The organism is Labilibaculum euxinicum (genome assembly GCF_009795715.1).
In the GTDB taxonomy this organism is placed as follows: Bacteria; Bacteroidota; Bacteroidia; order Bacteroidales; family Marinifilaceae; genus Labilibaculum; species Labilibaculum euxinus.
In genome coordinates this window covers 494,698-519,532 of record NZ_WTCR01000002.1, presented here as the reverse complement: position 1 = coordinate 519,532, position 24,835 = coordinate 494,698, and the positions used below count along the sequence as shown (strand labels likewise).

At 33.8% G+C, this 24,835-nt stretch carries 26 protein-coding genes; 11 read left to right on the top strand and 15 right to left on the bottom strand.

Annotation, left to right across the window (positions count from 1 at the left end; all coding sequences use genetic code 11):
• The first annotated feature begins 12 nt into the window (after positions 1 to 12).
• Positions 13 to 3,201 carry a ligand-binding sensor domain-containing protein gene (locus GQR60_RS04115; RefSeq protein WP_124991709.1) on the top strand — a complete coding sequence of 1,063 codons (3,189 nt, stop codon included), beginning with the start codon at positions 13 to 15 and terminating at the stop codon, positions 3,199 to 3,201.
• Between the two features lie 162 nt (positions 3,202 to 3,363).
• Complete coding sequence (locus GQR60_RS04110) at positions 3,364 to 4,044, top strand: TonB-dependent receptor plug domain-containing protein (RefSeq protein ID WP_160463408.1); 681 nt, start codon at positions 3,364 to 3,366, stop codon at positions 4,042 to 4,044.
• Positions 4,045 to 4,133: 89 nt separating this feature from the next.
• Here GQR60_RS04110 and cysK read toward each other — a convergent pair whose 3' ends face one another.
• Together cysK and GQR60_RS04100 are read right to left on the bottom strand one after the other, a co-directional pair.
• Positions 4,134 to 5,045, bottom strand: a complete 912-nt coding sequence (cysK, locus tag GQR60_RS04105) for a cysteine synthase A (protein WP_124991707.1) — start codon at positions 5,043 to 5,045, stop codon at positions 4,134 to 4,136.
• 13 nt (positions 5,046 to 5,058) lie between these two features.
• A complete protein-coding gene (locus tag GQR60_RS04100; protein WP_101311488.1) occupies positions 5,059 to 5,898 on the bottom strand; it encodes a serine O-acetyltransferase in 840 nt (279 codons plus the stop codon).
• Between the two features lie 415 nt (positions 5,899 to 6,313).
• Here GQR60_RS04100 and GQR60_RS20340 point away from each other — a divergent pair, with 415 nt between their 5' ends.
• From GQR60_RS20340 to GQR60_RS04085, 3 genes are all read left to right on the top strand, one after another.
• Positions 6,314 to 6,508: a zinc ribbon domain-containing protein gene (locus GQR60_RS20340; protein WP_124991706.1), complete on the top strand. Its 195-nt coding sequence runs from the start codon at positions 6,314 to 6,316 to the stop codon at positions 6,506 to 6,508.
• An 80-nt stretch (positions 6,509 to 6,588) separates the two neighbouring features.
• Positions 6,589 to 7,059 carry a low molecular weight protein-tyrosine-phosphatase gene (locus tag GQR60_RS04090; protein WP_124991705.1) on the top strand — a complete coding sequence of 157 codons (471 nt, stop codon included), beginning with the start codon at positions 6,589 to 6,591 and terminating at the stop codon, positions 7,057 to 7,059.
• Complete coding sequence (locus GQR60_RS04085) at positions 7,056 to 7,925, top strand: fructosamine kinase family protein (RefSeq protein WP_124991704.1); 870 nt, start codon at positions 7,056 to 7,058, stop codon at positions 7,923 to 7,925. Before GQR60_RS04090 ends, GQR60_RS04085 begins: the two co-directional genes overlap by 4 nt.
• Here GQR60_RS04085 and GQR60_RS04080 read toward each other — a convergent pair.
• Together GQR60_RS04080 and GQR60_RS04075 are read right to left on the bottom strand one after the other, a co-directional pair.
• Complete coding sequence (locus tag GQR60_RS04080; RefSeq protein WP_124991703.1) at positions 7,922 to 9,220, bottom strand: cobyrinate a,c-diamide synthase; 1,299 nt, start codon at positions 9,218 to 9,220, stop codon at positions 7,922 to 7,924. The genes GQR60_RS04085 and GQR60_RS04080 overlap by 4 nt on opposite strands.
• A gap of 132 nt (positions 9,221 to 9,352) precedes the next feature.
• Positions 9,353 to 10,057: a TapB family protein gene (locus tag GQR60_RS04075; RefSeq protein ID WP_124991702.1), complete on the bottom strand. Its 705-nt coding sequence runs from the start codon at positions 10,055 to 10,057 to the stop codon at positions 9,353 to 9,355.
• A gap of 202 nt (positions 10,058 to 10,259) precedes the next feature.
• On the opposite strand from GQR60_RS04075, the gene GQR60_RS04070 reads away from it, so the two are divergent.
• The gene (locus GQR60_RS04070; RefSeq protein WP_124991701.1) at positions 10,260 to 10,763 is read left to right on the top strand and encodes a CAP domain-containing protein; all 504 of its coding nucleotides are present in this window, start codon (positions 10,260 to 10,262) and stop codon (positions 10,761 to 10,763) included.
• A 100-nt stretch (positions 10,764 to 10,863) separates the two neighbouring features.
• Here the strand turns inward: GQR60_RS04070 and rplI are convergent, their stop codons facing one another.
• Genes rplI through rpsF form a run of 3 tightly spaced genes read right to left on the bottom strand, consistent with a single transcriptional unit; the run spans position 10,864 to position 11,950 of the window.
• A complete protein-coding gene (gene rplI / locus GQR60_RS04065) occupies positions 10,864 to 11,307 on the bottom strand; it encodes a 50S ribosomal protein L9 (protein ID WP_124991700.1) in 444 nt (147 codons plus the stop codon).
• A 22-nt stretch (positions 11,308 to 11,329) separates the two neighbouring features.
• Complete coding sequence (gene rpsR / locus GQR60_RS04060) at positions 11,330 to 11,599, bottom strand: 30S ribosomal protein S18 (RefSeq protein WP_101263476.1); 270 nt, start codon at positions 11,597 to 11,599, stop codon at positions 11,330 to 11,332.
• A gap of 3 nt (positions 11,600 to 11,602) precedes the next feature.
• Positions 11,603 to 11,950, bottom strand: coding sequence for a 30S ribosomal protein S6 (gene rpsF / locus GQR60_RS04055; RefSeq protein ID WP_197092725.1), 348 nt, complete (start codon positions 11,948 to 11,950; stop codon positions 11,603 to 11,605).
• A 227-nt stretch (positions 11,951 to 12,177) separates the two neighbouring features.
• On the opposite strand from rpsF, the gene GQR60_RS04050 reads away from it, so the two are divergent.
• Positions 12,178 to 13,302, top strand: a complete 1,125-nt coding sequence (locus GQR60_RS04050; RefSeq protein ID WP_124991699.1) for a universal stress protein — start codon at positions 12,178 to 12,180, stop codon at positions 13,300 to 13,302.
• 49 nt (positions 13,303 to 13,351) lie between these two features.
• Here the strand turns inward: GQR60_RS04050 and mtaB are convergent, their stop codons facing one another.
• The 8 genes from mtaB to bioA all read right to left on the bottom strand — a co-directional run bounded on the left by mtaB (position 13,352) and on the right by bioA (position 21,661).
• Positions 13,352 to 14,632 (bottom strand): tRNA (N(6)-L-threonylcarbamoyladenosine(37)-C(2))-methylthiotransferase MtaB, encoded by a 1,281-nt coding sequence (mtaB, locus tag GQR60_RS04045; protein ID WP_124991698.1) that lies wholly within the window; start codon positions 14,630 to 14,632, stop codon positions 13,352 to 13,354.
• Positions 14,629 to 15,972 (bottom strand): tRNA (N6-isopentenyl adenosine(37)-C2)-methylthiotransferase MiaB, encoded by a 1,344-nt coding sequence (gene miaB, locus GQR60_RS04040; protein ID WP_124991697.1) that lies wholly within the window; start codon positions 15,970 to 15,972, stop codon positions 14,629 to 14,631. Before miaB ends, mtaB begins: the two co-directional genes overlap by 4 nt.
• Before the next feature lie 105 nt (positions 15,973 to 16,077).
• Positions 16,078 to 16,722, bottom strand: a complete 645-nt coding sequence (locus GQR60_RS04035; protein WP_124991696.1) for a ferredoxin--NADP reductase — start codon at positions 16,720 to 16,722, stop codon at positions 16,078 to 16,080.
• A gap of 405 nt (positions 16,723 to 17,127) precedes the next feature.
• The gene (bioD, locus tag GQR60_RS04030) at positions 17,128 to 17,811 is read right to left on the bottom strand and encodes a dethiobiotin synthase (RefSeq protein WP_124991695.1); all 684 of its coding nucleotides are present in this window, start codon (positions 17,809 to 17,811) and stop codon (positions 17,128 to 17,130) included.
• Between the two features lie 7 nt (positions 17,812 to 17,818).
• A complete protein-coding gene (bioC, locus tag GQR60_RS04025) occupies positions 17,819 to 18,580 on the bottom strand; it encodes a malonyl-ACP O-methyltransferase BioC (RefSeq protein ID WP_124991694.1) in 762 nt (253 codons plus the stop codon).
• The gene (locus GQR60_RS04020; protein ID WP_124991693.1) at positions 18,561 to 19,253 is read right to left on the bottom strand and encodes a DUF452 family protein; all 693 of its coding nucleotides are present in this window, start codon (positions 19,251 to 19,253) and stop codon (positions 18,561 to 18,563) included. The genes bioC and GQR60_RS04020 overlap by 20 nt, the downstream gene beginning before the upstream one ends.
• Positions 19,243 to 20,364: an aminotransferase class I/II-fold pyridoxal phosphate-dependent enzyme gene (locus tag GQR60_RS04015; protein ID WP_124991692.1), complete on the bottom strand. Its 1,122-nt coding sequence runs from the start codon at positions 20,362 to 20,364 to the stop codon at positions 19,243 to 19,245. The genes GQR60_RS04020 and GQR60_RS04015 overlap by 11 nt, the downstream gene beginning before the upstream one ends.
• A 7-nt stretch (positions 20,365 to 20,371) precedes the next feature.
• Positions 20,372 to 21,661, bottom strand: a complete 1,290-nt coding sequence (gene bioA / locus GQR60_RS04010; RefSeq protein WP_124991691.1) for an adenosylmethionine--8-amino-7-oxononanoate transaminase — start codon at positions 21,659 to 21,661, stop codon at positions 20,372 to 20,374.
• A 192-nt stretch (positions 21,662 to 21,853) separates the two neighbouring features.
• Between bioA and GQR60_RS04005 the strand changes: the two genes are divergently transcribed.
• The 4 genes from GQR60_RS04005 to GQR60_RS03990 all read left to right on the top strand — a co-directional run bounded on the left by GQR60_RS04005 (position 21,854) and on the right by GQR60_RS03990 (position 24,808).
• Positions 21,854 to 22,339 carry a thioredoxin family protein gene (locus tag GQR60_RS04005; RefSeq protein WP_124991690.1) on the top strand — a complete coding sequence of 162 codons (486 nt, stop codon included), beginning with the start codon at positions 21,854 to 21,856 and terminating at the stop codon, positions 22,337 to 22,339.
• A 118-nt stretch (positions 22,340 to 22,457) separates the two neighbouring features.
• On the top strand, positions 22,458 to 23,000 hold the full coding sequence (locus GQR60_RS04000; RefSeq protein WP_101311511.1) for an FKBP-type peptidyl-prolyl cis-trans isomerase: 543 nt from the start codon (positions 22,458 to 22,460) through the stop codon (positions 22,998 to 23,000).
• Between the two features lie 105 nt (positions 23,001 to 23,105).
• Complete coding sequence (locus tag GQR60_RS03995; protein WP_124991689.1) at positions 23,106 to 24,404, top strand: dicarboxylate/amino acid:cation symporter; 1,299 nt, start codon at positions 23,106 to 23,108, stop codon at positions 24,402 to 24,404.
• A 116-nt stretch (positions 24,405 to 24,520) separates the two neighbouring features.
• Positions 24,521 to 24,808, top strand: a complete 288-nt coding sequence (locus GQR60_RS03990) for a hypothetical protein (RefSeq protein WP_101311505.1) — start codon at positions 24,521 to 24,523, stop codon at positions 24,806 to 24,808.
• The last annotated feature ends 27 nt before the right edge of the window (positions 24,809 to 24,835 follow it).

Below are 24,835 nucleotides of genomic sequence, written 5' to 3'. Positions count from 1 at the left end.
ACAAATAATTGAATGAAAAAAACACAAAAATACCTATTACAAACATTATTACCTTTGCTAATACTTTTCCTGTTTCAGGAATTGCCTAAAGCTCAGGATAATAAGTTTATAACTTATGGGGTCGATCAAGGCCTTCCTCAGGCCTATATATATACTATAAGTCAAAATTCGGAAGGTTATTTGTGGATTGGAACCGGAGATGGACTTGCAAGTTTTGATGGAGTTAACTTTACTAATTATAACACATCTGATTCTCTCGCGGGCAACTTTATTTCATGCAATTTAAACACTCCAAAAGGAGAATGGTTTGGCCATATGAATGGTAATTTAAGCTGCAAAAGTAAAGCTGGCTTTCAGAAGTTTATTTCCGGCACCAATGCTAAAAGCAGTGTGACAGATATTCATATGCATAGCTCAGGAAACATTTGGTTTTCAAACCAAAACGATGGTTTAATGCAGATTGGCGAAAATAATAAGGTTGAACCAATTGATTTTTTGGAAGGTTTATTTCCTGTTTTTTCCTTTGAATTTATTAATTCTAATGAGCTTATAGTCGGAACCATAGATGGTTTAAAACATTGCCTGATCAATGAAAATAAACAACTGGTTGTTGTTAATGACATTGACGGAATCAATAAGAATAAAATAAATTGTATTTGCAAAGCTAGAAGCGGGAAGGGTTTCTTTATTCTAAGCGACACCAACAGTATTTATTTTTTAGAAATAACAAAAAATGGTTTTACTACGTCTAAAATTGGTGAAGATACCGGTTTGCAGATGGAAGGGATTCAAAACATTTTTGAAGATCAAGATTCTAATTTATGGATTTCTACATTTGGAGAAGGAATTCATAAACTAGCAAAAGATGCAAAAGGATTTCATTTGGTTAAAACTTATGATACAAGTAATGGACTTCAAAGTGACAATATAAAGCTCGTTTTTGAAGATTCTGAAGGAAATATATGGCTAAGCGTTTATGGGAAAGGTTTAGCGCGTTTAATTGATCCTGCATACACATTCTATTCTCCGGAAGGAGAGCAATACGGTTCTGAAATTTCAGCTATTTCAATAGATGGAAAATACGAATGGTTTGGCTCAGAGAAAGGCTTACTGCGAAGGAACATTTCCAATCACAACGAAATTCGTTTTTTCGATAGTTACAGAGGATTGCCCTTTGATAAAATTACAGCATTATATCCTAGAAATGAGAATGATTTATGGATTGGTACTGAAAAAAATGGTGTTTATCGATTAAATATCAAAAATGACAAATTAGTTCGTCAATTTATTGCCAATGGAATATTGGAGAATTCTATTAATTCAATTACAGGAACTAAAGATCAGATTTGGATTGCAACTAAAAAAGGAGCTTGCTCCTATGATGTGTCTGCAGATGAATTTAATTGGTATACAATTAGTAAGGGCGGATTACCTCACAACTGTGTTAATCACATAATGATAGATTCTAAAGGTCGAATTTGGTTGTCCACACTTAGTAATTCTATAGCTTTTATTCAAAATAATGAAATTGCAAAATTCAATTTATCAGCAGACAATTCGTTTATAAATATTCGTTCTATTGCAGAAGACTCAAAAGGGAATATTTGGGTCGGAACATTAGGCAATGGGGTTTTTATCTATCAGGAAGATTCCATTACAAATATTACCTCAAATGATGGACTTTTATCTGATTATTGTTATTCTCTGACTCCTGATAAGCAGAATAGAATGTGGGTAACTCATCGTGGTGGATTAAGTAGGATAAATATATCTGATTTTAAAATTAAACTACTCCAAGAAAATATTGGGATTAGTAAAAGTGATGAATTTCAAGTTAATTCTAGTTTTAGGGATAGAAATGAAAATCTGTGGTTTGGTCTAAATAAGGGAGTGCTAAGATTTAACCCTTCACTTGAAAAAGTAACAACTCCACCTCCGGTACTCAAAATTAAAGCTGTTAAAATAAATGATGAATTAGTACCTGTAAGCGAAAAAATAGTACTTTCTCCAGGACGATATAAAATAAAAATAGAGTTTGTTGGTGTATATTTTAAGGAACCTGAACTAGTCAAATATCGTCATACGCTTGAAGGATATGACGAAAAATGGACTGATTTTTCAACGACAAGTGAGGTTACCTACCATGGAGTAAGTGATGGTCGTTTCAAATTCTTATTAGAGGCCTCAAACGGTGATGGTGTTACGTGTGAATATCCTGTAAGTATTAATATTTATATTAAAACTCCTTTTTGGAAGCAGGCATGGTTCTATTTGGTTCTATTTTTCTTTTCACTATTAGTAATAGTATTTTACATTAAAAACAGAGAAAAAAAATTAAAGAAGGAAAACAGAATTTTAGAAGAGAAAATCAATGAAAGAACTATCGAAGTAGTCAGACAAAAAGAAGAAATTGAGAAACAGAAAGACCTTATAGAAAGTGCTAACAAAGACATCACCGATAGTATTAAATATGCCAGTAAAATTCAGGCTGCTGTTATTCCGCCCACTAAATATTTAGAAAAGGTTCTTAACGAAAGCTTTATAATAAATAAACCAAAGGCAATTGTAAGTGGTGATTTTTATTGGGTAACTAAAGTTGATGACAAAACTATTGTTGCCTTGGCTGATTGTACAGGTCACGGTGTTCCCGGAGCCTTTATGAGTATGCTGGGTGTTACCCTTTTGAACGAAATAGTAAACCACAAAAAGATTACCGACACAAGCGAAATTTTAAATATTCTACGTAAGAATATCATCATTTCACTTCGACAAAGCCATGAAGATACCACGCCAAGTGATGGCATGGACATATCTTTAATAGTACTTGACCATGCCAATAGTAAATTAACTTTTTCAGGGGCTTTTAATCCCCTTTTAATATTGCGAAATGATAAGATAATTACCTTGAAGGCAGACCGAATGCCTATTGGAATTTATCATCAAAATAATATAGATTTTACCAGTCATGAAATTGATTTAAATAGTGGAGATATGCTCTATCTGTATACCGATGGATATCCTGATCAGTTTGGTGGGGAAGAAGATAAAAAATTTACTACCCGTCAATTTAGAAATGTTTTGCTGGATATACATCAAAAACCTATGATGGTGCAGAAAATAATTTTAGAAAACACGATGGAGAAATGGATGAATGATACCGAACAATTGGATGATATCACTGTTATGGGTATTCGAATTTAAATATATTTCAAATTAACCAAGCTTTGATTTTTTAAATAAATATATGGTTGTTAGTTCATATAATTAGAGGAAGACAATCTATTTTGTTTTAACTTAGTTCAAAGTCATGAAAAATAAAAGGCTTAATTTTAGATGTCAATTACGAATCAAATCTATCGTAAAATGAAAAAACTAAACGTTTATGGATTGTTAATTTTATTTTTATTCATTTTTTCATCAAGCTATGGTCAGAAAAAAACATTTACAGGAACCATTTTTGTTTTTGATAGTATTCCAGTCATGAATGCAGAAATTCTGATTTCCAGCTCAAAACAGATTGTAAAAAGTGACTCAGAAGGGAATTTTAGTTTTGAAGGAATATTAAATGAAAAAATAAAAATAAGTGCGGATGGATTTGTAAATGAAAGTCAAAAATTAACAGGAGATTCAAATTTTTACAAAGTTAACCTTAACTTAAAAAATTCTAAAAAATCTCAGAAGTTAGCCATTGATTCCGGGCACATAAAGGATTCAGATCAATTTTCCACTTTAATACTGTACTTTAAAAACAACACTGATTATTCGCATTATACAGACGCTCTTCAGATTATTAAGGATAAATATCCTGGGGTAAGAATAGAAGATAACAGAGTTATAATTAGAGGAAGACAATCTATAAATGGCCCTATCAACGCTATTGTTGAAATTGACGGTATAATTGTTGATTTTGATGCTCTTACGAGTTTACCAACTGCGACAATAAAAAGTATAAAAATATTGACACCAAGCTCATCTGGAATGTATGGATCACGAGGAGGTAACGGAGTTGTTGTTGTTAAAACAAAACAAGGTGTTAGAAAATAATTGTTCTAATTAAAAAAGGAAGAGAATATTAAACTTGCAACATCCAAAATTTCATACTACTGTTGCAAATTTAATATTCTCTTTCCAGTCTAAAACAATCCGTCAATTGAAAGGTATCTTTCACCAGTATCATAATTAAAGGTGAGTACAGTGGCACCATTTTCAATTTCAGTAAGTTTTTTGGCAACTGCAGCCAGTGATGCTCCCGTCGAAATTCCAGCGAGAATCCCTTCCGAGACAGCTAATTCTTTCACTTTCATGAATGCTTCCTCTTTCCCAACAGAAATAGCACCGTCTAAAATCTCAGTATTCAGATTTTTTGGTAAAAAGCCCGCACCAATACCTTGTAATGGGTGAGGCCCCGGTGCACCCCCTGCAATAACAGGTGAAGCTTCGGGCTCAACAGCAAACACTTTTAATTTAGGAAATTTAGCTTTCAATATTTCTGCGACACCGCTAATGTGGCCTCCGGTTCCAACACCTGTAATAAGATAATCCAGACCATCAGGAAAATCAGCAATAATTTCTTTAGCGGTTGTAGTTCTATGAATCTCAACATTTGCTTCATTGTCAAATTGTGAAGGCATCCATGAATTTTCATTACTGGCAAGTAACTCTTCTGCCTTTTGAATAGCACCCTTCATCCCAAGTTCTCTTGGCGTAAGTACAAATTCAGCTCCATAGGCAGCCATTAAACTCCTCCTTTCAACCGACATGGACTCAGGCATTACCAGAATAATTTTATATCCCTTAACGGCAGCAACCATTGCTAATCCAACTCCTGTATTACCAGAGGTCGGCTCAATTATTAAAGATCCTTCTTTAAGGGATCCATCCTTTTCCGCTGTTTCGATCATTGACAGAGCAATTCTATCCTTAATACTTCCACCAGGATTAGATCGTTCCAACTTCATCCATACGTTAGCATTTTTACCAAAAACTTTATTAAGTTTTACTATTGGAGTATTCCCAATCGCCTCTAAAATGTTATTTATTTTCATACAACTAAAATTTTTATATTTGAAAATTTATAATTTTACTTTCATCAAGGTTTGTTCTAACCTTAGTCTCATGTTTATGATATACAATACTATTTGATTCTACACTTGACGTTAACCAAACATTACCGCCAATAATACTGTTTCTTCCAATTACTGTATCACCTCCTAAAATGGTTGTGTTCGAATAGATAATTACATTGTCCTCAACAGTAGGATGTCTTTTTTTCTTGGCAAGACTCTTCTTTACCTGCAAAGCTCCAAGGGTAACTCCTTGGTAAATCTTAACGTTGTTTTTAATAATTGCCGATTCTCCAATAACAACACCTGTACCATGATCTATAAAAAAAGATTCCCCGATAGTTGCTCCGGGATGAATATCTATGCCTGTTTTTGTATGCGCGTACTCACACATTAAACGTGGAATTAAAGGAACATTTAAAAGATAAAGTACATTGCTTAGGCGATAAACCATAATTGCAAAAAAACCAGGGTAAGCAATAATTACTTCACCTATACTTCGCGCAGCAGGGTCAAATTTCTGAATTGCTTCAGCATCCATTAATAAATCACGATATACTTTTGGTAAGGTCTTCATAAAATCATGAGTAATCTTTTCCAGTGGCACATCCAGTTCATTTTTGACCGGAAGTAACAATAATCTTAATAATGACTCCAATTGATATAATAATGACTCTTGTTCATAGCAGCTATTAGATCTGCGGGCATTAATTGGAAACAATGAATTCATTGCTTCTTCCACAAACCGGTGGGCTAAATCCCTTCCAGGCATATCGTATTCTGAATTTTTTCTGGAAGCTTGCAGTTCTTCCATAACTTTGGACAAATAGGACATTGTTTTCTTGATTTAGAAAGTGATGAAAACACGTATGGAAAACTTATGGAATACAAGAATCCCCAGTGCAATATTTAATTATTTTGAAGTGGTTTGTCTTAATATTACCAACAACAAGAATACAAGTTACAACAACAACAACATATTTGATTGTTATTATAGTTGAAAGCAAATAATCTATGGCAATGCATTGGAGATTGAAATTCAGTAGAGTGCATAACTAACTTATCCGAAGAGATTCGGATTTGATTTTTGTTCGCGATATGCTTTAATTCTCTTTCCATTTAGAAATTTCTTGCTACAAACTTATAAAAAAAAAATTAATAAGGAGTTATAGGTCTTAATTTTTCTGTTAATAGAATGTTATTAATTTAGATAATGAAAGCAACAGTACAATTTTGTTATTATATTAATCATGAATCAGACAGGCTATAAGTGTCCTAAATGCGGGAATTCAAATTACGAATCAGTTGAATTCAGAGTCGCTGGTGGCATTTTTTCAAATATATTTGATGTTCAAGATAAGAAATTCACCACTATGAGTTGCATCAAATGTTCATATACTGAAATTTATAAGGCAAGTAAGTTGTCAATTGGAAAATATATTTGATTTCTTCACAAATTGATTTAGTAAATTTTCATTTTAGAATTCATATTTATACTTTGCTGAATAAACTTTAAAAACTTTGGATGAAAAAACGATTACTTTTTGTTTGTTTGGGAAATATTTGCCGATCTCCAAGTGCAGAAGCTGTAATGAATGCATATATAAAAGAAAATCAGCTTAATGATGAATTTGAATGCGATTCAGCAGGAACAGGAGGGTGGCACACTGGCGATAGAGCCGATGAAAGAATGCGGCGACACGCTTTACGAAGGAATTATAATTTAACGAGTATTGCCAGGCAGTTTAATGAGAAAAACGATTTTGATAAGTTCGATCTTATTTTTGGAATGGATCAGCAAAATGTGAATGATCTTAAAGCTTTAGCAAGAAATGAATCCGATTTAAAAAAGATCAAATCCATTACAACTTATTGTTCCCGTTTTTTAAATTACAGCTCAGTCCCTGATCCATATTATGGTGGTGATGACGGATTTGAATTAGTACTTGATATTCTTGAAGATGCCTGCGAAGGTTTACTTAATGATTTAACATGAGAATTGAGGGAGTTTTTTCTAGAATTGAAGATTTAGTTGGTCAGAAAATTACTGGTTTTAAATCTATTTCTGGTGGGAGTATTGCCACAACAAATCAAATTCGGTTTGAGAATGGTCGTTACGCCTTTTTAAAAACAGAACCTTATTCTGATGATATGTTTTTTAAGGAAGCAAATGGCTTAAAGGAAATTCGTAAAACTACCTGCATAAGAGTTCCAGAAGTTTTATTGGTTGATTCAGACGTTTTATTGCTTGAATTCATTGAGGAGGGGAGAAAGGACAAAGATTTTTTTAGTCGTTTTGGTACACAAATGGCAAATTTGCATAAAATAAGCGCAGGTAAATTCGGATTTAAAGAAGACAATTACATCGGAGCTACACCTCAATTAAACATAGCTGTAAATACAGAAAGTGATAATTGGTGTGATTTTTACTATAATAAACGTTTATTGTATCAATACAAGTTGGCCGAAAAAAACGGGCTGGTTGGTAATGAATTGAAAAATGGTTTTTTGGTTTTAGAAGGACGAATAGAAGAAATTTTAGAAGGAAGTGAAGAAAAACCAACTTTATTGCATGGAGATTTATGGAGTGGTAATTTTATTTGTGATAAAGATTCGAATCCGTGCTTAATTGATCCTGCAGTATATTACGGTCATCGTGAAGCCGATTTGGCCATGACAAAGCTATTTGGAGGCTTCAGCAGTGATTTTTACAGTTCATATCAAAAAAGGAAGCCTCTTCCACAAGGATATGATTACAGAGAGAATATCTATCTTTTATATCATGTTCTTAATCATCTGAATCTATTTGGGAACAGCTATTATGGGCACGCGGTTCGGCTTGTGTGGTCTTATCTTCATTAAAATAACAAATCCATAATGTTTTTTTCGCCCCAATAAAAATGGATATAAGAAGCAATTGTATTGTTTTTTCTAAACAAAAACGTGTCTGATTTTTGATCTCTGGCCGAATAAATTTCGCCAACCGAGAATTTCATTGATGGATTAATAATGTGAGAATAATGAAATTCGTGTCCCAAAAATACATCCTCATTTACGTGAATTTTACGGTATCCCAATTTTAATTTCATGTTTTCCATACTGGTTTTTTGATCAAAATAGCCAACCATTGGGAATTCATTTGAATCTGAATCGATTATACTATCACCTAAATACATCATACCACCACATTCCGCTAACACACGTCCTCCTTTTAAACAAAACTCCTTAACGGCTTTTTTCATAGATTCATTTGAACTCAATTCATCAAGATAAAGTTCAGGATAACCGCCTGCAAAATAGAGCAAGTCCGTAGCCGGTAAATGCTGATCCCTCAGGGGAGAAAAGAAAGTAACTTCGCCTAATTTTTCTAACGCAGCTAAATTTTCATGATAGGTAAAATTAAATGCTTCATCTTTGGCAACTGAAATTTTAAGATTACCTCGTTCAATAGTTTCATCAATTTTCGGTTCATGAAATGGAATTGTAATTAATTCCAATAGTTTCTCAATATCAACTGTTTTAGAGATATGTTTGGCAATTTCTTCAATAGTAGAGTTATATTGCGACGAATCGGAAATCTGCAAACCAAGGTATCGGGAAGGCAGATGAAGCTTTTCATTTTTAGGAACGTAACCAAGCGGAGTCACTCCAACATCTTCACATGCATCTTTTAAAAACTGATAATGTGATTCGCTGCCTACAAAATTAAAGATTACCCCGGCAATTTTAATACCTGGATAAAAGTTTTTAAATCCAAATAGTAAGGGCGCAACCGAATAAGCCGTTGCCTTTGCATTAACCACAAGAATAATTGGAATATCTAACAATTCAGCAATTTGTGCAGAACTTCCTTCCATTTTCTTTGCCCCGTCAAACAAGCCCATTACGCCTTCAACTACAGAAACATCAGCTTCAATAGAATATTTACCGTAAATACTCTTAACATGACTCTGACTGCTCATAAAGGTGTCTAAATTGATTGAGACATTGCCAGCAGCCCAGGAATGATGTTTTGTGTCAAGATAATCCGGACCGCACTTAAATGGCTGAACTTGCAGCCCTTTGTTCTTTAAATAGCGTAATATACCTTGAGTAATAGTTGTTTTTCCTGATCCGCTGGAAGGTGCAGCAATTAAAAACTGAGGTTTCTTCTTCATATCTAACTTTCAAAAACGAAATGTCAAAAATAAATGAATATTCTTAGCATTAAAGCAAGATTTGGAATTCATTTCGAGAAAAGTTGAATGTTCGCGGTTAAGAAAACGATAAAATCTGTTGTATAATATATCTTAGGGCAATAAAAAATCTTCGGCGAGAGATTCCAATATCTTATATGAAATTAATTTTCCATTAGGATGATATTCCTCCATTCGAACCAACCCCACATTAATAGCATACCATTCAAATATCTTGGTTTTATTTTTTGAAATTCCTCCATAGGTAATTTTATCCGACGAAATTTTGAAACAGTTAAAGTTTCCTGCCGGAGTTCTTATATTTTCAATCGCATCTACCTTTCTATTAATAAGAAGAACATTCATAGACATCAAAACAGATCCGGTTCCTCTTAATATACTAGCCTCACAACCCGATTCCGGCAGTATTTGTCCAACCGTTGGTTGAATAGGAATAGCAACACTATCCGACGAAATTTTTATAACCATCTTCTGATAAGAATCCAATTTTATAGGATCCATATATCGCTCTGAACCCACAAAAAAAGTAGAGTCATTGCTAACCATGCGAAAATACTGATAAAAGGTGTTTTGCTTTCGGGTAGTAATCTCTGACTCAATGTTATACTGAATTAATCCATCTAGTTTTGATTTACCAACCAATTGCCAAACCTCTGAATATTGTCTTCTATCTTTAGAATCGTATGAAATGTATTTAATTCTGAAATTCCTTTTCGAAGGCAGATAAGTATTGTCCCTTTGTCCGAAAGAAGAAAGTGAAATTGAAAACAATAGTAATGTGGTGTAAAATATTCTCATATACAGTATTTTATGGCTTATCCATAGCTTATCAGTACTTAAAATTACACATAATCCTTCAAGTTGAAAATAATATTTTACATATTTCTGATAATTTAGAAAATCAATCTAAATTAACCTCTTATTGAATTAGAAATATAGAAAATATTTATCTTTCCTCAATATCAGAGCTAATGCGCAAGCAATATTCAAATTATTTGTCATGAATAAAACCTTTTTTACAGTTTCCCTGATATTAGTATCAGGTATATTTATTTCTTGTTCCAAAGATGATATCGATCTTAATGAACCTATTACTGAAAATAAAATTGATATACAAAAACTATTAGATTTAGTTAACGATGTAAGATCAGCAGGGACTACCTGCGGAACTACATATTACCCTCCGGTTAATGCAATTGTTTGGAATAGTAAACTGGAAGATGCAGCTCTAAAGCATAGTAAAGATATGATGGACAACAACTTTTTTAGTCACACATCATCGAATGGAGATAAATTTGTTGACAGATTGAATGCTGCAGGTTATTTCTACAACAGTGCAGGTGAGAATATTGCCAAGGGATATTTATCAGAGGAAAGTGTTATTAATGGCTGGTTAACCAGTCAGGGACATTGTGCCAATATAATGAATCCTGATTTCACCGAAATGGGAGTAGGGCGAATAGGCGACTACTGGACTCAGGATTTTGGAAAACCTAAGAAATAAAAAACCACTCCAAGCGTTAATCGGAGTGGTCTTAATCTGTCTGTTTGAAAAGATTTAAGTTTGTCTGTTATAAACTTAAATTAATTAATTATCGAAGCGATTATTCAGAAACAACGTCAAATTCGATATCAACCTTAACTTCTTTGTGAAGTTTGATAGTTGCGGTGTATTTACCAATCTCTTTAACTGCGTCTTTAATTGCAATCACTTTTCTGTCAATTTCAAATCCCTGAGCAGTTAATGCTTCAGCAATCTGAATGTTGTTAACAGAACCGAAAATTTTACCGGTAGTACTGGTTTTAGCACCTACACTTAAGGTAACGCCTTCAAGTTTTTTAGCAATTTCTAAAGCTTCGTTTTTGATTTTTTCTTCTTTATGAGCTCTTTGTCTCATATTTTCAGCATTCATTTTCTTAGCTGATTCTGTTGCCAAAACAGCTATTCCTTTAGGAATTAAATAATTTCTACCGTAACCGTTTTTTACAACTACGATGTCATTCATATATCCTAAACTATGAATATCTTGTTTTAAGATTACTTCCATTTCGTTTCCTCCAGTTTAAAAATTATTTCATCATGTCAGTTACGTATGGCAGCAATGCAATGTGACGAGCACGTTTAACAGCTGTAGCTACCTTTCTTTGGTATTTCAAAGAAGTACCAGTGATACGACGAGGTAAAATTTTACCTTGTTCGTTTAAGAATTTTTTCAAAAACTCAGGATCTTTATAATCGATGAATTTAATCTTGTTTTTCTTGAAACGACAATACTTTTTCTTTTTAATCTCAACTGACGGAGGTGTCAAATATCTGATTTCTGATTGATTCTGTGCCATAGCTTACTTCTCCTCTTTAGATTTAAGTTTTCCTTTTCTTTTAATAGAATACTCAAAAGCATACTTATCAAGTTTGAAAGTTAAGAAACGGATGATTCTTTCATCACGTCTGTAGTTAAGTTCCAATTTCTCGATTAGTTCGCCTGGAGCATCAAATTGAAGCAATTGGTAAAAACCAGTGCTTTTCTTTTGAATTGGATAAGCCAGCTTGCGCAGTCCCCAGTTCTCCTCATTAACCATCTCACCACCATTCTCGGTGATAAGGGCTTTAAATTTTTCTACCGCCTCCTTTACCTGAGCCTCAGATAAAACGGGAGTTACAATGAAAACGGTTTCATAATGATTCAACATAACTTTAATTGTTTAATTAATTACTTAATAAGTAACTGTTTTTTATTGAGCCGCAAAATTAACGATTCTTTTTTGATATTTCAAGAATGCCATAGATTTATTGCGATTTAGAACACATATTTATCCTACAAATCTATTTAAGCATGTATTTGGTGCACCATAATCCTCTTGTTAGCTTTGGCTTTTTTTTGTAACTTAAACGTAAGGATTAACTTAAACCCACAGCTATGAAGGACAGGATGATAACATTAGCAACTTATGGTTACGCCAGAGCACAGTTGCTTAAAACTCGTTTAGAATCAGAAGGTGTGGAGTGCTTTCTGAAAAATCTTAATTTAATTCAATCTGTAGTTGGAGGTGGCGTAAAATTAAGAATAAAAGCGCAGGATTTAGCTAAGGCTCTCAAAATAATTGAGGAATTAGAATTAAGCTATGCTCAGGAGGATTTTGAAAAATCATTTCCCCGAAAAAAAATAGATGTAAACCGCATTTTGGTCCCCGTTGACTTTTCTGACTTTTCGCCACGCTTATGTGAGTATGCAATGAATATTGCGAAGAAGTTTAATGCGGATATTTTGTTATTTCATACCTATTTTGCTTCAGCAATCGAGACAATTCCATTTTCTGATAGTTATACTTATAATGCTACCGTTGTAGAAGTTCTTTCGGAAGTAGAAAAAAATGCCAAAGCTAGAATAAAGGAATTGTATTATGATATACGCAATAAATTGGAATTAGAGAAAGTTGAAGGAATTGAAGTCGATTATGCTTTAAGCGGAGGAACAGCTTCTTCTGAAATATTGAATATTTGCAACACTTACCAACCCGATTTAGTAATTATGGGAAGTCGTGGTGAATCTGCAGGAACAACTAACCTTTTGGGCAGTGTTGTTTCCAACGTTATTGAGGAGTCCGAGGTTCCAATTCTAATCTTGTCTGATCAAGGAGAGAATATAAGCATTGATCATATAGATAACATCATGTATGCGACAAACTTTGATAAGGCTGATTTTAGAGCAATTGCCAATCTTAAGTTTATCACCAAGCCTTATGATATGAAAATTCATTGTGTCCATTTTAACGATATTGAGGATGACAATGTAATGGAAGAACATCAAATGGAAGTATTGAGGAAATATTTAGATAAAACACTTGGCGATTCAAATGTTAATTGCTCCATAATACAGATTGAGGAAAAAATGAAGGGAATTGAAGAGTACGTGCAGAAAAATGATATTGGTATGATTGCCATTTTAGCAAGAAAACACAATTTATTAGAGCGTTTATTTTTTGGACAAATGTCAAGAAAACTATTCATAAAAACTCATATCCCAATTTTGGTATTTCATTAAGTTATGGTATCAAAAAAGGGCACAATTTATAAATTGTGCCCTTTTTTCGTTATAATATTTCTCCTTTTAATACAGGGTCAGAGCCGTCTTCAATATCAGTAATCTTTACTTTATAGAATTGATTCTTTTCGATGTTTTCACCAGTGAACTGAACAGGAATATAATGTTCCCCGTAACCATTGGCAATATTTCCGTCAATCTTTTCAACCAAAACAGATTGGGTTTTCCCGATGAAACTTTTTCTATAATTAACTTTTATCTCATCAGATAGATTTCTAAGAATCTCACTTCTCTCAGTTTTTATCCTCTCATCTACCTGATTAGGCATTCGCTCAGCTCTTGTTCCTTTTCTAATGGAATATTTAAAAGTATGAACATGTCCAAAATTCAATTCTTTAATTGCATCACAAGTGGCTGAAAAATCTTCTTCACTTTCATTTGGAAAACCAATTATGATATCGGTTGTAATATTAAAATCAGGGTTTTTAGCTCTTACGGTTTGCACTATTTCTTTAAACCTTTTGGCTGTGTACATTCTTCTCATTTGAAGTAAGACAGGTTCCGATCCACTCTGCAAACACAAGTGCAAATGCGGTGTCATTTTAGGATGGTTCAAAAGTCCAAGAAATTTCTCTCCAAAACCATCAGGTTCTATAGAGGAAATACGAAGTCTAAAATCACCTTCAAGGTTAAGAATTTGCTCAACAACATCATCAAATTGATATCCTTCATACTCATATCGTCCAATATTTACGCCGGTTATTACAATTTCCTTCGCTCCATGAGAAATTACTTCACGAATATTTGTCAGAATATCCTGTATCGGTCTGCTTGCGGCTCTTCCGCGAACCGAAGGAATAATGCAAAATGTGCAAAAATTATCACAACCATCTTGTATTTTAATCATACTTCGGGTATGAAAACCTTTATCTGTAGCTCCATAGGAAAACAGATCCGCATTCAATTTCGAAGGATGAATAATTTCGCCATCAAAATGTGCTTCAACCAAAGAAAAAACAGAAGTTTTCTGATCATTTTCAACCACATAATTAATTTCTTTCCTATTTTCTAACTCTTCCTTAGCATTATTAGCCATGCACCCTGTAACAACAAGAACGGAATCTTTATTTCGTCTGTTTGCCTGATTAATAAAATTTCTCGATTTGTGATCGCTTTGATGAGTTACTGTACATGAGTTAATTACGTATACGTCAGCAGACTCATCAAATTGAACAAGCTCATAACCTTTATCTTGAAATTGAGATGCCAATGCATCCGTTTCATATTGGTTTAATCTACACCCTAAGGTTTTAAACGCCACTTTCTTCACGCTACACTTTCTTTTATCGTTATCATTTCACCTTCAACTGAAAAATCAGCGGCTGATGTAATTTTTACATCTACAAATTGGCCGATCAAATTCTCATCCTGTGATAAAAACCGTACATTAATTCTTCCCTCTGTTAATCCCGCAAGGTAACCATCATGTTTAGCCTGGCCTTTAACCAATACCCGATAAGTTTTACCCACCATTGAAGAATTGTAATTTTTAGAATGAATCTTCAAATCCTGAGTTAAAATATGGTGTCGCTCTTTCTTAATATCCAGACTTACATCATCAAACCAACGATGACTTAATGCTCCCGGACGAGGAGAGTACATTGCAATGTACGCCATATTATATTTAAACTCATTCATTGCTTTTCGGGTGTTTTCAAATTGATCATCACTCTCACCAGTAAAACCAACAATAATATCTGTAAAGAGGGTAGCCTCAGGAATTAAGCGTTTAATTGTATGAACAATTTGCCTGTATTTTTCCATACCATGCTTGCGATTCATGTGGATAAGGACTTTATCATCACCCGATTGAATTGGTAAGTGAATTTGTTTAGCGAGACATTTATACTGGGCAATTACTTCAATAACTTCATCTGTCATATCGCGCGGATGCGGAGAAGTAAAGTAAATCCAAAACTCTTTATTAAGTTGATTTCCCAAATTTCCAACTCTACGTAATAATTCAGGAAAATCAATTTCATCACCTTTTTTATCAAGACCATATGAATTTACATTCTGTCCAAGTAAGGTAATTGATTTAAATCCACACTCCACCAAACTTTGAACTTCAGTTACAATTTCATCGGAGGGACGGGAGACTTCTCGTCCTCTGGTATATGGAACCGCACAAAATGAACAAAACTTATCACAACCGTTTTGAATAGGGACAAAAGCCTCAAATTCTGAAGTATAACTAGGTTTTACATGCCAGAATTCAGAAATATTTTCATTCTGAGAATCAAACCCCTGCTGCAATCCTACAGGAGTGGTAATTCCATATTGCTGAATCATTTCCGGCAACTTTGGTAAATCCTTCATCTGAAAAATGATGTCAAATAACTTGAGAAATTTATCCAAATCGGAGGGGAGGATACAACCGGAAACAAAAGTGATTAGATTCCGTTTGTTTTTCCACAAATTCCACTTATGAATTTTAGAATAAACCTTGTCGATTGCCTTTTGACGCACAGAACAAGCTAAAATCCCAATTAAATTAGCCTCTTCTTCGTTATCTGTCCATTGGTAGCCCATATTTTCGATTACCGAACGAACTCTTTCTCCATCCGAAGCATTCATTTGACAACCTAATGATACAAGATGATATTTCATTTTTAATAATTATAAATTACAAGTTAAGAATTATGAATTTGGAAATATTCCACTGCTATATATTGAACTACCTTAGCTCAATTTTCATAATTCTTCATTCTCCGTTTAAAAATATACTTCAGTGTGAATTGGACCTAATGAAATTCCTTGCTTTTCAAGAATATCGTAAGCCTCATAAATCATATGACAATTACCACATAAATAACAAACTGTATCTGAGGGGATTGGATTTTTCATTAAATAATCAGTTACTCTTCCATGATAATCACCTGATTTTTCGCGGGAGGTACATAAAATATACTTTCCATTCGGATAACTATCTTTTTCATACGCTTCTTCTTCAATTCGCACGCCATGCAACACTTGATAATCCATTTCAGGATGCGTTTCAACAAAACTGTGAATTGGAGATATACCGGTACCAGTTGCTATAAAAAGGAATTTTTTCCTGCCGATTTCAGACTCCTCTAATGAGAAATGGCCAAAAGGTCCATCAACATCTAAATAATCACCAGGCTTACATCGTTTTAGTTTTTTTGAAACCAAACCGTTTTCAACTTCTTTAATTAACACTTCTAAAAAATTATCATTTTCAGAACTATATATAGAATATTCTCTTCGATCAATACTTCCGGAAAATCCAAGGGTTATGTATTGCCCTGTTTTAAATGTAAAATCATTTTTTTCCATCCTTATAACATAGGTGGAAGAAGTCAAATTTCTTATCTCAATAACTTTGTGTGATCTCATTCTTAATTTATGTATTCAATTTTGTTCTTCCATAAATTCATTCGCATTTAACTCAATAATAAACCGAATTATTTATATGGAATCGTTACAAATAAGCGAGTACAAAAAAAGATAAAATCCATCTAATAAACAAGAATAATAGGATCTTTAGATCTGTTTTAACAAAAATCAATAATATAATGTGTGAAATTCCGAAAAAAAAACCAATTTCTTCTAGAATGTACATAAATCAGACATTAGTAGATTCTATTTTATTTATTGATTATGTGATCTTTAATCTGCTATTTTTATTTTTTAAGCGCCTGAGAATTGAATAAATTACATGCTCGTTGAAGTAGGGTAAGACTATTTCTTTCTGAAAGGCTTTAAAAATAATCTGGATTTTGTGATATTACTCACATGCTATTATTCTGCAAAAAACAGTTTGCTAAAATCAACATTTGACAGTTCGTTTTTCTTCAATTCCGGAATCTCGATAATTGGACAATCAAATCCATATTTTTTCAAGTAAGTTTTAAAAACCTGAACAGAATCTTTTAAAATGAATTCACTGTTTGCAGGATATTGATTGTAGATTAATCCTTTAATTGGAATTTGTCTTTGTTTCGCAATTTCAAGACTGAGAAGAGTGTGATTAATACTACCAAGCTTTGATGAAGTAACTAAAATTACCGGATATTTTTTCTCTTCCATGAAATCAAGAAGCGAATAATCCAAAGTTATTGGAACATGCATACCACCAACTCCTTCCAAAAGAAGGTAATCAAATTGATCTTCAAGAATTGCAGTCGATATTTCAATTCTTTTAATATCAATTTCTTGATTTTGCATTTGAGCGGCAAGATGTGGTGATGCAGGATAATCAAAAACATACGGACAAGTAGTTCCGTCTTTATCAACCTCTTGAATTTCCATTCCCATTATTTCCCGATGCATTAAAATATCTTCAGAGATTCCTTTGCAACCGGTTTGTGCAAATTTTTGAGTTATCACTGATTTTTTCTGATCCGATAAATACTTGGCCATTAAGCCTGTTGCAAATGTTTTACCGGTATCAGTATCAATTCCTGCAATAAAATAGGTTGGCATTATTAATTTATTTTTTAGGTTTCGCAATAAAATATAAGGGTTGATAGGTGAGGGGGACACCCAAATCGGTACCAAACAAATCCTGATAATCCTCTTTAAAATTCTTCAAATCACTTTTTGTCCAAGCCTTTCCAGGAATTCCGTTTACACCTGTTTGCTTCATATGATAGAGGACTCCAAGAGGATCTGAAAAAAAACGGGTAATTATTTCTTTGTCACTCCAAATAATTTCAAATTTATCAGACAAAAGCCTTTCATGCTTTCCAAAAGACAAATAATTTAATCCTTTCCCATTCACTTCGCGTATTTCTCTGTAATTATCAGGACCAAAAGTGCTAAATACAAGTAACCCGTCAGGCTGTAAAGCTTTGTGTATTTTTGTCAAAAAACCATCTAAGTTATTGAACCATTGGAATGTTGAACTCGAAATAATTAAATCCAAAGAATCTGGTAAGTCCATAGACTCAATATCTCCACCCAAAAATTGTATGTCCGAATGAATAGAGCTAAGAATGTCTGAATATTCTTCTACAATATCATTTGCATAATACAAATCGGTATTGAATTTTTGGAAAAATTTATCAGTAAGTACAGCCGGACCGCACCCAATCTCCAGAACTTTCGAAAAATGGCTTACGGGTTGACGCAACAATTCATTAATCAATCTGGAGGCGATAGCTTCCTGAACAATAGCATGTTTACGATAGGTTTCGATACTTTTTACGAATCCTTTTTGTACTTTATCTTTATTAATATTTTGATGCTGCACTTTTACATTCCTCCATTAAATCATCCCACGAATTCCAACTGTAAAAACAAAAGTGAGGAGTATTTTCCATTTTAATTATATTATTTTGCTCACGCCATGCATTTTCTAAATTTTCAAATGGAAAAATTAAATCGTTTTGCCCCAATAATACCGAATCATATACATTCCAATCAATAAAATGATTTTGTACAAGCTCTTGAAGTACAATTAATTCTTCCTTTTGATCCTCAATATTCCGTTGTGGCATTTGCATTTTGAAACGATCAAACCCATTTTTACCGCCACACATTCGAAGCCAAAACTTCTCAATAGTTCTTGAATTCAATCCATTTATAGTACCCTGAAAAATAGCAGGAGGAATGCCTTTCAAATTATCAATTGCTTGTAAAGTTCCATTTATGGCAATTTTACTGGCGAATAGATCCTTCCATTGGTGGTAAAGCATGTTCGCGACATAAACACCAAGTGACCATGCAACCAAATGTACTTCCTGATAATTTTCAAACAGCCTTTCAACCTGTTTAGGAATTAATATGTCCCGGTAATCAAAACACATAAGCACATCGTACTCTTTTGAATTTATTGATTGAAAAGGATTTGCATCGCATCCCCAACCATTCATAAACAAAATGCACTTCTCGTTAGCAGATTTATGTAACCATTCACTTTTCATCGCAATAATTCTTTATCAGTTCTGGTAAATCTTTAAGATCTTCCCAATCCATATCTGCACAAACAGAAATACGCAGTCTGGCAGTATCTTTAGGCACTGCAGGTGGGCGGATAGGGAATACCAAAAATCCTTTTTTTTGCAAATACTCAGCTAAATTAACGCATTTTTGACTGTCTCCAACCAGAACAGGAATAATATTTGAGCTTCCCATTGTTTCTATTCCGGCATTCTTCAGGCCTTCTCTTAATTGTTCTGATATTGATTGTAAATGCTCCCGTTCCATTTTCATTTTTACAATGGTTCGCAACATGATATAGTTCCAGCTGATTACAATTGGAGGTAGAGCAGTGGTGAAAATCAAAGAACGCATTTTGTTAATTAAATACTCTTTAAGAATAGCATCACAAATAACATATGCACCAATTGAGTTCATTGCTTTACCGAAAGTGCCAATCAGTAAATCAATTTCTTTAAGACATGATTTCTCTTCCGATAAACCAAGACCTTTAATTCCTCTAACTCCTAGAGCATGAGCTTCATCAATATATAAAAAGCAATCAAATTGTTTTTTAATTTCAATCAGTTTTTCAAGATTAGCTTCGTCGCCATCCATACTAAAAACGGATTCACTTACAATAAAAACACGATTGTAATCTTTTCGTTTTGTAGTAAGAATATGTGTTAAGTGATTGTAATCAGCATGTTTAAAACGAACTTGTTCGGCACTACTTAAACGAATACCATCAATTATACTGGCATGATTCAACTTATCAGATATTATCAAATCATCTTTTCCTGCTAATGCTGCCAAAATACCAATATTAGCATGATATCCCGAATTAAAAAATAATGCAGGCCGGCCATACAAATTTTCGAGTTCAGTTTCCAGCAACTGATATTCCTTAAAGTTTCCGGTAAGCAGGCGAGATGATCCTGAGCCAAAAGAATTCCCCTTTGGCCGCGGTATATTCTTCTTACTAACCCCTAAATAATCATTTGAAGAGAGGTTAACCTTATAGTTACTTTCTGAAATCATTTTTAGGGCACGAAGGTTACCAGATTCCTCAAGCTTCTGTAATTCCTCTTTGTATTTAATCAGTTTTTGATCCATTTCGAATTTATTGCATTGCTACTACTTTAACCAAAGCTTTGCAAAGGAAAGATAAATCTTCTTCAGATATAATAAATGGAGGCATAATGTAAACTAATTTTCCAAACGGGCGAACCCAAACTCCATTCGCCACAAATTGCTTTTGAATAGAAGCCATATTTACCGGTTCATTCATTTCGATGACTCCAATAGCACCTAAAACTCGAACATCCTTTACTTGTTTTAATTCTTTCGCCTTCGATAAATTTCGTAATAATTGTTGTTCAATATTACGAACCTTCTCCAAACACGATGATTCTAATAGTAAATTGATACTCGCAACGCCAACAGCGCATGCCAAAGGATTTCCCATAAATGTGGGGCCATGCATAAAACAACCTGGTGCACCAGCTGAAATCCCATCACTTACTTTTTGTGAAGTTAAAGTGGCTGCAAAACTTAAATAACCACCAGTTATGGCTTTTCCTACGCACATAATATCCGGAGATATATCGGCATGTTCGCAAGCAAATAATTTCCCAGTTCTACCAAAACCTGTGGCTATTTCGTCGAGAATGAGCAGTATGTTGTAAGTATCACAGGCTCTTCGTAATTCGATTAAATATTGAGGATGATAAAACTTCATTCCTCCAGCCCCCTGAACAACAGGCTCTAAGATGATCGCAGCAAGCTCCTCATGATGCGCTTCAATCATATTTTGCATAGACTGAAAGGAGTTGGAATCCCATTCATCGTAAAACCCACATCTTGGCGATTCTGCGAAGTAATTAACAGGCAAAACTCCTCTGAAAATTTCATGCATTCCGGTTACAGGATCGCAAACAGACATGGCGTTAAAAGTATCACCATGATATCCTGAGCGAATGCTTAAAAATTTATTTTTATTTGGATTCCCTTTGGTGAACCAATATTGAAGAGCCATTTTCATTGCCACCTCAACAGACACAGAACCAGAATCGCAGAAGAATACTTTTTCCATTCCATCCGGACTTATATCAACCAATAATCTGGCCAACTCAATTGCAGGTTTATGAGTAATTCCGCCAAACATCACATGCGACATCTGTTTTAATTGGTTTTGAACAACTTCATTCAAAACAGGATGATTATATCCATGAACAGCACACCACCACGAGGACATACCATCAATAATATCTTGACCTGAATCCAATGTAAATCTTACACCATTGGCCGAAACCACAGGGTAGACGGGTAGTGGCTCATGCATTGAAGTGTATGGATGCCAAATATGTTCTCTATCAAAAACGAGATCAGATGGCTTAAACTGTTCCGACATAGGAGTTTTTTTTTCATGTAAATTCTTTGTAAAACTAGGGTTTATCCGTCTAAACCGTGCTAATTCTAAAGTATTTTTACAACATATGTTGTTTCGCTTAACCTTTAAAATGTTATTTGTTCGTTAAAAATCTGAAATCTTCTTGATTTCCCTTCAATTTAATTTAAATTGCTTCAAATTTAAAATGCAAACATGAAAACGAAAAAAATTGCCCTTCTAGTAAGTTTATTCCTTGTATTTAGCCTGACTACAATAGGTCAAAAGCCCTACGATCCATCTCTTAACGGGAAAGAAGAAATTGCGAAAGCAGTTAGTAAAGCTAAAAAAGAAGGAAAACATGTTCTGCTTCAGATAGGAGGAAATTGGTGTCCTTGGTGCATAAAAATGCATAACTACCTGCATAGTGAAACAACATTAAATAAGCTTCTCGAGGATAATTATATCTTCCTTGAGGTAAATTACAGTAAGGAAAATAAAAATTTAGATGCACTAGCAGAACTTGGTTATCCTCAGCGTTTTGGATTTCCTGTTATGATCGTTTTAAATGGAGAAGGAGAAAGACTTCATACACAAAACACTGGTAATTTAGAACAAGACAAAGCTTACAATTTCGAGAAAGTTAAATCATTCCTATACAATTGGCGTCCTGATGCTTTAAATCCTGAACATTACAAATAAATTTAGACTATCAACTCCTTTTTTATTTGAATAAAGAAATAATTGTACTTTCTTTGTACAGAATTCTCTGGTTTTAGGATTCAAATTGAGGATATAATACTAAAAAAAAGAAAATATTATGACAATTTCAAAAGATAAGGTTGTTTCAGTTATTTACGAATTAAAAACTGATCTTTCGGGAGAGATTATTGAAAAAGCAGTAGCAGAAACTCCACTTACATATTTATGTGGTGCTGGACAGATGTTAGAAAAGTTTGAAGAAAAATTGATGGGGCTGAAAGTAGGTGATTCTTTTGATTTCAAATTGGAAACTGAAGAAGCATACGGTGAGGCATCAGAAGAAGCAGTAATCGATCTTCCTAAAAATATATTTGAAGTTAACGGTGAATTTGATTCAGAAGTTATTGCAGAAGGAAATGTAGTACCAATGCAAGATAACTCAGGTCGCAGAATGAATGGAATCGTTCTTGAAGTAACAGATGCTACTGTAAAAATGGATTTCAATCATCCACTTGCCGGAGATGCTCTATTCTTTAAAGGTGAAGTTATTGAAGTTAGAGATGCTTCAGAAGAAGAAATGAAAGAAGCTTATGCACCTCAGGGCGGTTGTGATAGCGGAAGTTGTGAAAGCGGCGGATGTGGCAGCGGATGCGGATGCTAATTAGTTTCTGAAAAGATATTTCAGCCCGAAAGCCTTTGGTTTTCGGGCTTTGTTTTTCTAGTCTTATCAAGTATCTTTAAAGCAAAATAAAAAAACATATCGATTATGTGGAAAAGGCTGCCTCTTTACGTGAAAATTTTAGTTGGAATGGTATTTGGAATTATAGCGGGATTAATTGCCGTTTATTTTGAATTATCTGAATTAACCAACGATTGGATTAAACCTTGGGGTGATATTTTCTTAAACTTATTAAAATTAATTGCAGTTCCTTTAATTTTTGTGTCGCTGGTAAAAGGAATATCAAGTCTCTCCAACATTTCAAAATTATCACGAATAGGAATTAAAACCATTTCCCTTTACGTTCTATCAACAGTAATTGCTGTAAGTTTTGGGTTAATACTAGTAAATACCATAGAACCAGGCAATACTTTCCCCAACTATAAAAAGGTAGAGTTACAAGAAAAATACCATACAACAATTGATTTAAAGAAAAATCAGGCTTCAGATTTGAAAAATGAGTCTCCACTCAAATTTCTTGTAGATGTTGTTCCATCCAATTTCTTTCAGGCAGCCACAGATAATTCTAAAATGCTTCAGATCATATTCTTTGCGATTCTATTTGGCATTGCAATGGTTGTTTTGGAAGAAAAGAAAGTCAAGGTAGTCAGAGATTTTTTTGATGGGATAGATGCAATTATCCTTAAGATAATTGACCTCATTATGCTTTTTGCTCCTTATGGAGTATTTGCCCTTATTGCTGGTTTAATAGTCGATTTTTCCGGTGATCTTGATTTATTTTCGGCTTTAGGATTGTATGCAATAACTGTAATTCTAGGGCTTTTAATAATGATATTTGTAATCTACCCTTTATTCCTAAAAATCTTTACTCCAGTAAGATACTCTGATTTTTACAAAGCCATTTCGCCTGCTCAGCTGTTAGCATTTTCAACAAGTTCAAGTGCGGCAACCCTTCCGGTTACTATGGAGTGTGTTGAAAAAGAAATAGGTGTTGCTAATGAAGTTGCGAGTTTTGTACTTCCGGTTGGTGTTACTATTAATATGGATGGAACCAGTTGTTATCAGGCAATTGCTGCAGTCTTTATCGCCCAGGTGTTTGGTGTAGATTTAGATATTTACGACCAATTGATAATTGTGGTGACAGCTACACTGGCATCTATCGGAACACCCGGAGTTCCAGGCGGAAGCATTGTGATGTTAATTATTGTTTTAACATCAGTGGGAATACCCATTGAGGGACTGGCATTAATATTAGGTATTGACCGGCCGCTTGATATGCTTCGAACAGTGGTTAATGTTACAGGTGATGCTACTGTTGCAACAATAGTGGCCACAAGTGAAGGTAAATTAAATACTGCCCGGAAAATTCAAGTCGAAAAAATCTAGATAATAATAATATCAATCCATATTTTCAAAGGAACAAGGAAATTCAATAAGTGTTTATTATCTTTGTCATCGAATAGCAGTATCTTCTGTTATACAACTTATTCAAAAATATAGATATGGCAAGTAGAAAACGCTTAAAAAAGGATATCGATTACCTTAGCTTTGAGGTAATTTCAGATTGCTACAATTACAATTATTTACATCCTGAGAACAAGGATAAAGTAATGGAAATTGTAAAGAATACAATTGTTTCCCGTAATCAGTTAATTGCACGTGTAAATCATCCGGATGGTAAGGACAATCCTAAAATTGTTAAAGCTTACTACAAGGCTGTATATACTGATTTATTCAAGAATGTTGACGAATCTTTTACAGAATTGAGCAATTTAATTAAAGAGAAATAATTTCTTTCAAAAGATATTTCTGATAGC